This is a genomic window from Mycobacterium sp. NGS61 (genome assembly GCF_059812325.1).
In genome coordinates this window covers 13,540-26,029 of record NZ_JCALCL010000020.1, presented here as the reverse complement: position 1 = coordinate 26,029, position 12,490 = coordinate 13,540, and the positions used below count along the sequence as shown (strand labels likewise).

Sequence of the window (12,490 nt, the reverse complement as noted above, 5' to 3'; positions counted from 1 at the left end):
GCCCCTGCTCAACGACTCAGGAAGCGCGCGACCGCCCGCGCCTCGCGGCGCCCCTGCGCCCGGCCCGCCGTCGCCGACCCGACCCGGCAGCGCGGATCCAGCGGGTTGGCCCCGAACGCCGCCAGGGATTCCTCGTCGGCGAACACACTGAACGTCGTGCCTGCGAACGCCGCGATCTCGGCGGCCGGCCCGGCACCGAACGGCGACGGGGCATCCGCGGCGGCGGGCACCAGCACCACCACCTCGTCGCAGTCGGCCGCGACATCGACGTTGACCGAGCTGTTCACCCCGCCGTCCATGTAGCGTCGCCCACCGATGGTCACCGGCGGCCACGCCCCCGGCACCGCGCAGCTGGATGCCACCGCATCGACCAGGCCGACACCGGACGCGCGGTCGAAGACCACCAATTCCCCGGTGGCGGTGTCGATTGCGGTGATCCGCAGCGCGCGGTCCGGCCACTCGTGCGACGGCAGGCGCTGGGCGATGACGCCGCGTCGCACGTCCTCGGGCACGGTGTGGGTGCCCAGCGCCACCGAACCGATCCGCTGCAGGCGTTCCCGCTTCGGAATGCCCGGCTCGCGCAGGGCGTCCAGGAACAGTTCGGTGATGGATTCGATGTCGACGCCGGGGTCGATCTCGGCCGACGCCTCACCCGTCTGCCGTTCGAACAACGTGTCCAGGGTGCAACCACTGCTGAGCTGCGCGGCCACCGTCGAGCCGGCGGAGGTGCCGACCAGCACGTCGGATTCCAGCAGCAGCCGCGCCGCATCCGGCGACTCGTCGGCAATCCCACGCAGAATGCCTGTCTCCCAAGCGATTCCCGCTACTCCACCACCAGCCAGGACAAGTGCACGCATAGCTGACTACTCTGCCAGTCGCCGCTATGGGAGGTGCCGCGTGCCCGGCAGGGCGTGCTGGGCACGGAAGACCGGCTGACTCAGATCGTCTCGGCGCACCAGGTTCTTGGGCGGGTCGGGCAGCACCACCGAGCGGCTGATCTGCAGGTCGGCGTCGACGTAGACGAGTTCGCCCGGGTCGAGCAGCCGCCAGCGGGGATCGTCGTCCATCGGTTCGGTCGCGAACACCACCGCCGAGCTGTCGGTCAGCGTCTCGGATCGGGCGTGGATCCTGCTGGTGGACATGTCGAAGTCGGGTTCACCGTCGCGACGACGATCCAGCATGAACAACTGATGCGTCTGCGGGTACCGCAGTGCCCACATCTGGGTGCCCATGCACAGCAGGATGTTGACGGCATAGATCGGCACGTTGGCGGCCAACCAGCTCACCGCATCGACCAAACCCGTTGTCACGTCCCCTTTTCGGGCCCGGATGGCAGCGGTGATCAAGGCGAACACCCGCTCGGAATCGGTCTGGCCCAGCACCAGGTCATAGGTGCCGAGTTCGCGCAGCCGGTCGTCGAGGATGTCCAGACCTTCGATCATGCCGTTGTGCGCGAAAATCCTGCCGTCCTGCAGGAACGGGTGGGTATTGCGCACGTCGAGGGACCCCGTCGTCGCGTACCGGACATGCGCGATGAACGCGGTGCCGGTCAGCTCATGCGCCTCGGTGGCGAACGTCGCGTCCTGCCAGGCCGCGATCGGCTCCTTGTGCAGGTGCGGCCGGCCGCGCTCGTCGAACAGCCCGAGGCCGGTGCCGTCCGGGTTCTTGCGGCTCTGCGCAGCGAGGCTGTCGGGCGCGTCGAGCAACCAGAACGTGGCGGTGACAACTTCCGTCCCGGCGTGCAACCCGAAAAGTCGACACATGGCGGGACTCAGCCCACCAGCTCAGCGGACAGCTTCTCCAGCACCACCCGCGCGTAGCCCTTCCACATCTTGGCGAAGACCGGCAGCAGCGACGCCGCCGTCGCAGACTTGGGGTGCAGCGTCCACTGCCAGCTCACCCGCGTCCCGGTGCCCGCCGGCGTGAACGACCACTTACCGTCGATCGAGCTGACCAGCGCCGAGAGCGGGCCGGTGAGCTGGGAGAGCGTGTAGGCGAACGAGTGCGGCGGGTCCACCGCGGTCAGCTGCTCGCGTACCCGACCGCCGCCCACCATCAGAATGGTGCGGGTCTGGCCGGGCGCGTCCCAGGCGCCCGTTTGATCCCGCACTTCCCTGATCGGCGGGATCACGCCGTACCACTGCGACATCGTCTTCGGCAGCGATATCGGCATCGTCTGCGCGAACGCATCCTCGACGGAGACGGGTATTGCGCGCGACTGTTCGACGGTCACGGACCTGGCCATATCTCTCTCTTCCCGACGGCGAGCGCTCGCGGAGTCCTAGCTGTGCACTTCGGTGACGTCATACTCGCCGTCGGCGTAGCGCGACCGGATGGTCTTTTTGTCGTACTTGCCCACGCTGGTGCGCGGAACCTCCTCGACGAACGTCCACCGTTCCGGCAACCACCAGCGAACGACCTTGTCCGCCAGATACTTTCGCAGCCCGTCGGCACTGACGTCGGCCCCGTCCCGGGCGACGACGACGGCCAGCGGCCGTTCCTGCCAACGCTCATCGGGCACTCCGACGACGGCGGCCTCCACCACATCGGGATGCGCAATGAGGCAGTTCTCCAAGTCGACCGAGGAGATCCACTCGCCACCGGATTTGATGACGTCCTTGGCTCGGTCGGTCAACGTGATGAAGCCCTGTTCGTCGATGCGCCCGACGTCGCCGGTACGCAGCCAACCAGAATCGAACTTGGACTCGTCCTGCCCCCGGTAGTACGAGCCGGTGATCCACGGACCGCGAACTTCCAACTCTCCCACCGCTTCACCATCGTGCGGCAGCGCGTTGCCTTCATCGTCGACGATGCGGGTCTCCACGCCGCAGACCGGTTGACCCTGGGTCACGCGGAAGGCCCAGTGCTGATCGTCGGGGGTCTTGGGCGGCGGCCAGGCCATGGACGCCAACGGCGAGGTCTCGGTCATGCCCCACAATTGGCGGATCTGCACGTTGTGTTTGTCCTCGAAGGTGCGCATCAACGACTCCGGCACCGCCGATCCACCGCACGCCACCCGCCGCAGCGAGGACACGTCATGGTCGGGTTCGCGTTCCAGGTAATGCATGACGTCATTCCAGATCGTCGGCACCGCCCCGGCCAGGGTGGGTCGCAGGGTCTCCACGAGATGAATCAACGACGGCGCGTCCAGGTGCCGGTCGGGCAGCAGCAGATCGGCGCCGGCAGCCAGCGCCGCGTACGGCAGGCCCCAGGCGTTGGCGTGGAACATCGGCACGATGGGCAGCAGCCGGTCGCTGGCACCCACCCCGATCCCGTTGCTGGTACATGCGGCCATCGTGTGCAGGAAGCTCGAACGATGGCTGTACACAACACCTTTGGGATGGCCAGTGGTGCCGCTGGTGTAGCACATGGCGGCCGCGGAGTTTTCGTCGAGTCGCGGCCAGTCGAATTCGGCTGATTCGCCGTCGATCACGTCGCGATAGCGCAGCACCGTCTTGCCGGATTCTTCCAGCGGCGCGATGTCGCCCTCACCGACCGCGATCACGGTGTGCACGGTCTCGAGATCGCCCAGTACCGGGGCGAGCTGCTTGATCAGAGACACATCAACCAGCACCACGCGGTCCTCGGCCTCGTTGGCGACGTAGCTGAGTTGTTCGGCGAACAGTCGAATGTTCAGCGTGTGCAGCACCGCGCCCATCGACGGCACCGCGAGATAGGCCGTCAGATGTTCGGCGTTGTTCCACATGAAGGTGGCCACCCGCTCGTCACCGGTGATACCGATGCGGCGCAACGCATTTGCCAACTGGGCAGCCTGCTGGCCTACCTCGCGATAAGTGGTGCTGCGATAGCCGTCACCGGTTGCGGTGACGACCTCCCGCAGTCCGTGCACACCGCAGCCGTGCCGCATGATCGCGGTGATCGTCAGCGGAAAGTCCTGCATCGTGCTGTACATCGATGTACCGCCTCACGCGTCGCGGCTGAGCATCATGGCCTCCTGCGCGATGCTAGCGCCGAACCGTGCGACGAGGAACGCCCGCCCCGGGCGGGGCTACACCAGCGCCGGGTCGTACTGCAGCACGTCGGGGACGAACAGATCCACCGACCGCTTGCTTTCCAGGGCCGCCGGCTCGACGTCGGAGTGCAGGCTCGCCGCCAGCGGCGTCACCAGGACCACACCGGAGTAGTCGGCGATGTAGAGGTAGCGCCCGTCCCGGCTTTCGGCCACGCAGGACGGCTCGGCCGCGACGTTTACCGAGTCGATGACGTCTTGGGTGAGGGTGCAGAGGATCGTGACGCTGTCATCGCTGACCAGGTAGGCCCGGTCGCCGTCGCCACTGAGGGTGAGCCGGGTCAGGATGCCGGTGACCTCGGTGATCTTGCGGGTGCCGGTGATCTTGGTGGTGCGGGTGTCGACGACGTCGATCACCGCGAAGTCCGGGCCGGTGCTGGCGACGTATGCCAGTGACCCATTGGGACTGATCGCGACGTCGCGCACGGGCAGGCCGGTGCCGATCGTCGCGATCACGGCCGGCGCGTGCGGGTGGGCGTTCCTGCGACGCCAGCGCGAACGGCGTCCGGTTTCTTCCGGCACGCCGGTGTCCACGACCACCAACTGCCCCCCGGCCGGTCCGTTGACCCCGACATACAAGCGGGTGCCGTCGGGACTGAGCCGGACGCAGTCGGTGGTGGTGCCGGGGTCGGTGGCGATGTCGACCACCTGGATGCCGCCGGTCGCGGTGTCCAGCACGGCGATATCGGCGTTGCGGACGCCGTTGCGGCCGATGTACACGTGCTTGCCGTCTGCGCTGACCGCGAGGTCGCTGACGCTGAGCGCAACGGGGTGTGTCTCGATGACGGCGCCGGTGGTCGTGTCGAGGACCTGGATCGCGTCGTAAGCATTCGACACCGTGCTCAGGTAGGCCCGGTCGGTCGCATCGGTGGCGATGACGAAAGGTTCCTCAAGACCGGCGATGGTCTGAACCACCCGGTAGGCGGCGGTGTCGATGACCGAGACACTGTCGCCGCCGTGGTTGGTGACCAGCAGCCGGCTGCCGTCGGGGCTGACGGCGATGTCGCTGATGGGTCCGTCGCTGACCGGAATCTGGACAGCCACTGGCTCGGGAGCGGTCTCCACATCCCGTAGATCGGGGCCGTTCATCTTGCTGTCGAAAATCACGAGGCTCACCTGGCACCGCCTTCAATGTCGATCGTCGGATCTCCCGGATGTACCCCGCGCGACGTTGCACGACATTGGTAACCGGCTCACACGCACCACAACCATTCCGTGCGTTTAACCGACAATTTTAGTCGCATAATTCCGGGTAAATAGAATGTAAAACTATTGGTGTTACCCACGTCACGTCGCGCACTCAGCTTGCCCTCAGGTTCGCAAATTCGCCGACTCGGAAATTCGCTGCTCAGCAAATCGTTTTGCCGTGTTCACGCACGGTTTTACGCGCAGCGGCTAAGTTTTTACCATTATGTGTGGTAACCGTTAAATAAGAATATTCTTATTTAAGCGTCAGCAAAAAGAGGCGCATATCACAGCGCCGGTGGCCGTGTTGTCGCCCGCCCGGGCGCACCCGACTGCGTCGGGTGGTTCCGCTTCGGTGCCGGCTTGCCACGGCGCCAGAGGCCTGCGGCGGTTCAACCGACTCGGAACGAGACCTGCACCGTCTCCGTCGTGGCCGTCGGCTTGGTGGTGTCGACGATCAGGAATTCGCCGCTGTCCTGGGTGCCGTTGGGCAACACCTTGGGTTTGAGCCGAAACGGCGGAGCGTCCGAGGCGATGCCGGCCAACCCGAAGTCGCTGTCGTTGGCGATGACCAACGTGTTCCCCCCGTCGCGGGTGAACAGGCCTTCGACCTTGCTGTGACCGAAGAAGTCACCGTCACCGGACAGCGAGCGCACCAGCGCACCGAGATCGAGCTTGAGAGTCTTTGTGGCAACGGCGATTCCGACGGACTTGAGTTTGGCGACGGCGTCGGTGTCGGTGCCGGCACCGATCAGGGTCTCGATCGGCACCCGGTCGATCAACAAGCCGCCCGCGTCGGCCTGGTACGCGGCGCCGGGCACCGTGGCGCGGGGCCCGACGTCGGTGGCGGTGGCCACGTCGACGAAATAGATCTTCTTGCTGGCTTTCGGGGCGGGTTTGGAGTCACCTTCGTCGATCAGGAAGGTGGTGGCGCTCAGCGCGGTGATCTCCGACACCCCGACCTTCGACTCCCGCGGATTGGCCAGCGGATACAGATACTCGTGCACGATGCTGCGGTCGACGAGGTTGACCGTCACGATGCGGGTCACCGGGACGTCCCTGGCCGAACCCGACAGCCCCGGTGTCTGGATCGCCGACTGCATGACCCCCACCAACGTGTTGCCGTCCGGGGTGAGGGTGAGCCCCTCGAGCCCCTGATTCGGCGTGCGCAGGGACAGCTCCCGCGGCAGGGTGTCGTCGAACGGCGAAAGACGTTCCAGCTCTTTGCCGTTGGCGTCGAAATGAATGATGTAGGGGCCGTATTCCTCGGACACCCAGAAGGTGCCGTCGCGGGTGACGGCCAACCCTTCGGGATCCACGCCGTAGTCCGACGGCGGCAGTGGCACTCCGTCGAGGTCCACCAGCGACTCGCCGGTGCTCGCGTGCGGGTCGATCAGCCCCACCAGCGGGACACCGTCCGAGGCCTGCAGCGGGATGGTCCGCTGGACCGTCGCGACGCCGGCGGAAAGCTTGAGCCTGACGATCTGGGGGTGATAGTCGGGCAGCGGCAACACCTTCTCGCCGGGGCCACGCCCGTCGACGTTGGGTCCGCGGTCGGTGAGTCCGTAGATCTCGTCGGCGCTGCCCGGCACCGCGGCGATGCTGGACCCGTGCGCACTGGCCTTGATCGTCACGCCGCCCATCGTGGCCAGCGGCAGTTGATCTTCGGCGTAGACCTGCACCGCGCGGCTGACGGTGACATCGAGGTGGTCGGTCCCGGTGAAGCCGCGATCCGGCGCGTACACCATGCTCCCGTTGTCGCCGTAGCTGATCTTGCCGTGGGCGGGTTTACCGAACGCGACGGGCGTGGCGCCGCCGGTAGCCGCCAGCATGCGGCCCGGTGCGATGGTCAGCGGCTGTCCCGCGGCCGTGCGGAATTCGGATTTTGCGGTCGACGGTGACCCATGCGAGGAACAGGCCACGACGGTGGCCAGCACCGTCGCGAGCACGATCGACGTTCTCACGCTGTCTGCCATTCGCTGTGCATAGCAAGCCAAGTTGACGCCGCGGTGTACGCAGGCCGGCGTCGCTAGCCCCTCTTGTCCCGCACCTTGTAGGTCGAGGGCCACGACTTTCGGGATTCGTCGCCGGTCAGCGGGGTGCCCATGCCGCCGACCTTGACGGCGTAGGCCTCCTTACCCGGACCCACCTCCCGGTTGGCGTGCTCCTGGGCCAGGAAGTAGAGCTCGTCGATGGTGGCTTCGTCATACGCCACGAACGACGTCTCCCGGGCGACGTCGTCGATCCCGGCGAGCATCCGTTCCGGCAGGAAGCGCGAGATCAAGGCGGCCAACCCCAGCAGCGAGAACGGGATCACCCAGTAGAAGACGAACGACAGCGGGGTCCTGGTGTCCAGGATCGTCGCGTCACCCTCCACGATCGGCGGGATCGCCGATGACACCGTCATGCCGGCGAAGGCAGCGACCCAGACCCAGGTCAGGATGCCGGTGATGCGCCGGAACAGCTCGGTGTTGACGACGTCGGGGGGCTGCTCGGCGGCGGCGAACTCGCGCACGAACGGTTTCCCGATCAGCACACCGGTCAGCGCCACCAGGAAGATCCCGACGTTGCTCAGCGGCTGGATCCAGCGCGTCATGAACGCGTCGCTGACCGCCAGGGTCAACACCGTGAGCGCCACAAAGATTGTGACAGCACCGATTTCGAGCGTCTGCCCGGATTTGCCGGAGGCCCGCCCGACCGCGAACACCGCGACCGCCATCAGCAGCGCGACCGACACGGCGGTGATGAATGGGACGTTACCGACCAGGATCCAGTAGACGATCCACGGCGCAAAGCCATAAAGCATGCCCACGAGGGGTCAGTGTATGGCTGGGCCGGATGCCGTGGCGGCGGGGGCGGCACTGCACGCGACGACGACTGCTACCGTGACCACGCAAACTCGACGTCGAGGAGCCCCGATGGCCAGTGCATTGAACGGCATTCAGCAGAAGCTGCAGCACATCACCGAAGCGGGACGCGCGGTCAAGCGCCTCGCCGACACCGGCATCATCGACCTGCGGGACCTCAATTCGACGGTGCAGGCCGGCAAGCTCACCCGCGTCTACGGACCGCAGGCCACGATGACGATCCTGGGCGGCCGCAGGTATGCGGCGTTGCCCGCGATCGTCGACGAGCGCGGCACTCTGACCTACCGGCAGGTCGACGACCAGTCCTGGGCGCTGGCGCACGGCCTGCAATCCTTCGGCGTCAACGCGGGCTCTGTCGTCGGGCTGCTGTGCCGCGACCATCGGGGACTGGTCATCGCGATGGCCGCCTGCGGCAAGCTCGGCGCCCGCCTCGTGCTGATGAACACCGGGTTCGCCAAACCGCAGTTCGCCGAGGTCTGCAAGCGTGAGAACGTCAAGGTGGTGCTGCACGACAGCGAGTTCCTCGGCCTGCTCGACGCGCTGCCCGCCGACCTGCCGCGGGTGCTGGTCTGGGTCGACGACGACGCGGAAGTGCCCGCGGGGGCGCACACGCTGGACGACATCGTCGCGGCCAACTCCACCGAGCCGCTACCTCCGCCGAGCAAAGCCGGTGGGTCGGTCATCCTGACCAGCGGCACCACCGGGCTCCCCAAGGGCGCGCCGCGCGACACCGTGTCGCCGCTGGCGACCGCGCAGATCGTCGACCGGATCCCGTTCCCCCGCAAGGGAACCATGGTGATCGTCTCGCCGATCTTCCACAGCACCGGGTGGGCCACGTACACCGTGGGCGCCGCCCTGGGCAACAAGGTGGTGACCGCCCGGCGGTTCAAGCCGGAAGCCACCTTGAAACTGATCGCCGAGCACCGCGCCGACATGCTGGTGGCGGTGCCGACCATGCTGCACCGGATCGTCGAACTCGCACCCGACGTCATCGCCAAGTACGACACCTCGTCGTTGAAGGTGATCCTGATTGCCGGATCGGCGCTGAGTCCGGAACTGTCCAACCGGGTGCAGGACACCTTCGGTGACGTCCTCTACAACATGTACGGGTCGACCGAGTGCGCGATTGCGAGCGTCGCCACCCCCGCCGAACTGCGCCAGGCGCCCGGCACCGCCGGCCGGGCCCCGCTGACCTGCGAGGTGGTCCTGTACGACGAGCACGACCGACGTCTCGAAGGCGCGAACCGTCGCGGCCGGATTTTCGTCCGTAACGGGGCGCCGTTCTCCGGCTACACCGACGGTCGCAACAAGCAGATCCTGGACGGCTTCATGTCCAGCGGTGACATGGGTCACTTCGATGAGAACGGCCTGCTGTTCGTCGACGGCCGCGACGACGACATGATCGTCTCCGGCGGGGAGAACGTCTTCCCGCAGGAAGTGGAGAACCTGCTCGAGGAGCGCCCGGATGTCGACGAAGTGGCGGTAGTCGGTGTCGACGACGTGGAGTTCGGAAAGCGGTTGCGCGCCTACATCGTTTCCGAACCCGGTGCCGCCCAGGATGCCGCCGAGATCAAGCAGTACGTGAAGGACAATTTGGCGCGCCACAAGGTGCCGCGCGATGTGGTGTTTGTCACCGAACTACCGCGCAATGCCACCGGCAAGCTGCTACGTCGGGTCCTGGCCGAGATGGACATCGAACCGTCGAGCTGACACACGACAAATCGTCTGTCCCCGGCGCGTTGGATCGGTTAGCGTAGCTGACTCGACGACAACTTCGGATTGGTAAGCGGCAGCGGGGAGCCGACCAGCTTTGGCAACGATCACGAGCTCGACGGGGGTGCGAGCCAGTTCTTGCACGCCCGCGTCGACACGCGCTCGGCTGGGCAGACTCCCGGGAATCGACGGGATACGCGCGCTCGCGGTGAGCGCGGTGGTGCTGTATCACGTCAACCCGGCGTGGCTGCCCGGCGGCTACCTCGGCGTCGACGTGTTTTTCGTGATCAGCGGATTCCTCATCACCCGGCTACTGATCGCCGAACGCGCGGGCTCGGGTCGGATCAGCTTGCGGCAGTTCTGGATTCGTCGGGTCCGGCGCATCTTGTCGCCGCTGCTGCCGATGCTGTTCGCGACCGTGGCGGTCACCGCGCTCGTGGACCGGACGATGTTGCATGCGCTGCGCAACGAAGTGCTGGGCGCGGTGACGTTCACCAGCAACTGGGTGCAGATCAGCGAACACCAGTCCTACTTCACCAGATTCGGGCCACCCTCGTTGCTGCAGCACCTGTGGTCGCTGGCGGTGGAGGAGCAGTTCTACCTGGTGTGGCCCGTGCTCGTCATCGCGGTGCTGTGCTGGTGGGGCCGCAACACCGCGGTCGCGATCGTCGCGGGTGCCGGTGCGCTCGCCGCTGCCGCGGCCATGGCCGTGCTCTATCAACCCGGCACCGATCCGTCGCCGATCTACTACAGCACCGCGACCCACAGCGCCGGCCTTTTCGGCGGTGCGGTGCTGGCCGTGGTGTGGCCGGCCGTCGCGGCGCGCGTGGGTTCGTCTTTCGGCAGCGGCGTGCTGGCCGGCGCGGGCCTGGCCGGGATCGCCATCGGCTACTGGCTGCTGGACGAGGACGGGTCCGCCACCTATCGGGGTGGCATCCTCGCCGTCTCGGCGGCCTGCGCGTTGCTCATCAGCGGCCTGGGCCTCGGCCGCAATTCCGTCGAGCGGCTGCTGTCGCGACCCTCGCTGTGCTGGCTCGGCGCCCGGTCCTACGGCCTGTACCTGTGGCACTGGCCGGTTTTGGTGCTGGGTGATCGCCTGCTGGGGCGCCGGACGCTGCTGGTCGCCGGCGTCGAGATCGCCGCTGCCGTGTTGCTCGCCGCGGCCTCGTACCGATGGATCGAGAAGCCTGTCCTGCGTCTCGGCTACCGCCGCGCGTGGCAGGCCGGCTGGTGCGCGGTGCGCGGCGGCCGCACGGGACGAATCTGGGTGGCAGGTGCGACGGCTGCGGGCGGTGTGTTGGTCCTGGGTGCGCTGGTGTTCGCACCTGCACCGCCGTTGACGGGGCTCGACAAGCAATTGGCCGAGGCGCTCGCCGCGCAACAAGCAGCGGCCGTTGCGGCGCCGGGTGCGCGGCCGCAGGCGCCCGTCGTCGACGCCCCACCTGCGTCCCCGGCGGCAACTGAGTCGGTCGGGCCGCCGCCCGGCGACCAGATCAGCGCGGTGGGCGACTCGGTGATGCTGGCGTCGTCGTTTGCGCTGCGCGACCGGCTACCCGGCATCCGGATCGACGCGGTGACCAACCGCAGCATGCAGGCGGCGCCCGGCATCCTCAGTGCACTCGATGCCGGCGGTGCGCTGCGCCCGGTGGTGTTGCTGGGTCTGGGCAGCAACGGGTCGTTCCCGCGCGACCTGCTCGAGGGCATCGTCGACGAGCTCGGCCCGGAGCGGAAACTGTTCCTGGTCAACCTGTATCTGCAGGACAGACCGTGGACCGACGAGGTCAATCAGACCTTGACCGAGGTGGCGCTCGCGCACCGCGCCAATGTCCGCCTGATCGACTGGCAGAGCGCCGTCAGCGGACACGAAGACCTGCTCTACGCCGACCACGTCCATCCGCAGCCGGGTGCCGGCGCCGACCTCTACGCGCAGACGGTGATCGCCGCCATGAGCGAGAAGCCGGCTCCGCCCGCAGCGCCCGCGGCCGCCCTGGATCCGGTGGTCCCGCCGGTTGGCCGGGCACCGGCCCCGCCGACGCCCACCCCGGCATCGCGCACCCCCGATCACAGCGAGCAACTGCTCCTCACGCTGGTGGCGCTGGCCATGGTGCTCGCCATCCCGATCCTGGTCGCCGTCCGTGCCGCTGTCGGCACCCGGCGTGTCCAGCTGGCCGTGGCGGGCGACGACCGTGCCGCTGCGTCGCACGCACTGTTCGCGCCGCCGACGCGAGCGCGCTCACCACCCCGTGCGACGGCGGATACCACGCCGGTTCGTACGTCAGAGTTCGTAACCACCGCACACCACCCGGACAGGAGTGAGGATGTCTACCCGGACCATCATCGCCGTGATCGGAGTATGCCGGGCTGCCGGCGGCGCGGCCGCTTACTTCTGGCCGACGGCCTTCGCCAGACACGGCAAGATCACCGGGGCAGGCGCCAGCACCGACAGTCGGTATGTCACCCGACTTTTCGGCGCCCGCGACATGGTGATCGGCGCCGCGACCGTGACCGGACCGGCGCAACATACCGCGCTGTGCATGGGAGTCGTGTGCGACGGCATGGACACCGCGTCGGGGTTGCTGGCCGGCCGGGACGGCAAAGACGCCGGCTGGGTACGCGCCGCGTCGGTGCTCACCACAGTCTTCACGCTCGCGGGTTTGGCTGTGGGCGTGCGTAATTCGCGGCCCTAGCCCGAGCA

9 protein-coding genes are annotated in these 12,490 nt (G+C 67.4%); 2 read left to right on the top strand and 7 right to left on the bottom strand.

Annotated features, from left to right (window positions below; all coding sequences use genetic code 11):
- Nucleotides 1-8: 8 nt before the first annotated feature.
- The 7 genes from AC5Y3Z_RS24755 to AC5Y3Z_RS24725 all read right to left on the bottom strand — a co-directional run bounded on the left by AC5Y3Z_RS24755 (nucleotide 9) and on the right by AC5Y3Z_RS24725 (nucleotide 8,027).
- A complete protein-coding gene (locus tag AC5Y3Z_RS24755) occupies nucleotides 9-857 on the bottom strand; it encodes a patatin-like phospholipase family protein (RefSeq protein WP_463828796.1) in 849 nt (282 codons plus the stop codon).
- A gap of 24 nt (nucleotides 858-881) precedes the next feature.
- Nucleotides 882-1,763: a class II glutamine amidotransferase gene (locus tag AC5Y3Z_RS24750; RefSeq protein WP_463828795.1), complete on the bottom strand. Its 882-nt coding sequence runs from the start codon at nucleotides 1,761-1,763 to the stop codon at nucleotides 882-884.
- Nucleotides 1,764-1,771: 8 nt separating this feature from the next.
- Nucleotides 1,772-2,245, bottom strand: a complete 474-nt coding sequence (locus AC5Y3Z_RS24745) for an SRPBCC family protein (protein WP_463828794.1) — start codon at nucleotides 2,243-2,245, stop codon at nucleotides 1,772-1,774.
- Between the two features lie 36 nt (nucleotides 2,246-2,281).
- Nucleotides 2,282-3,913 carry a long-chain fatty acid--CoA ligase gene (locus tag AC5Y3Z_RS24740; RefSeq protein WP_463828793.1) on the bottom strand — a complete coding sequence of 544 codons (1,632 nt, stop codon included), beginning with the start codon at nucleotides 3,911-3,913 and terminating at the stop codon, nucleotides 2,282-2,284.
- A gap of 96 nt (nucleotides 3,914-4,009) precedes the next feature.
- On the bottom strand, nucleotides 4,010-5,119 hold the full coding sequence (locus tag AC5Y3Z_RS24735) for a YncE family protein (RefSeq protein WP_463828817.1): 1,110 nt from the start codon (nucleotides 5,117-5,119) through the stop codon (nucleotides 4,010-4,012).
- Nucleotides 5,120-5,607: 488 nt separating this feature from the next.
- Nucleotides 5,608-7,191, bottom strand: coding sequence for an esterase-like activity of phytase family protein (locus tag AC5Y3Z_RS24730; protein ID WP_463828792.1), 1,584 nt, complete (start codon nucleotides 7,189-7,191; stop codon nucleotides 5,608-5,610).
- A 53-nt stretch (nucleotides 7,192-7,244) separates the two neighbouring features.
- On the bottom strand, nucleotides 7,245-8,027 hold the full coding sequence (locus tag AC5Y3Z_RS24725; protein ID WP_463828791.1) for a hypothetical protein: 783 nt from the start codon (nucleotides 8,025-8,027) through the stop codon (nucleotides 7,245-7,247).
- Nucleotides 8,028-8,133: 106 nt separating this feature from the next.
- On the opposite strand from AC5Y3Z_RS24725, the gene AC5Y3Z_RS24720 reads away from it, so the two are divergent.
- Entirely contained in the window at nucleotides 8,134-9,792 is a 1,659-nt protein-coding gene (locus tag AC5Y3Z_RS24720) for an acyl-CoA synthetase (RefSeq protein ID WP_463828790.1), read from the top strand.
- Between the two features lie 127 nt (nucleotides 9,793-9,919).
- Nucleotides 9,920-12,469 carry an acyltransferase family protein gene (locus AC5Y3Z_RS24715; RefSeq protein ID WP_463828789.1) on the top strand — a complete coding sequence of 850 codons (2,550 nt, stop codon included), beginning with the start codon at nucleotides 9,920-9,922 and terminating at the stop codon, nucleotides 12,467-12,469.
- Nucleotides 12,470-12,490: the final 21 nt, after the last annotated feature.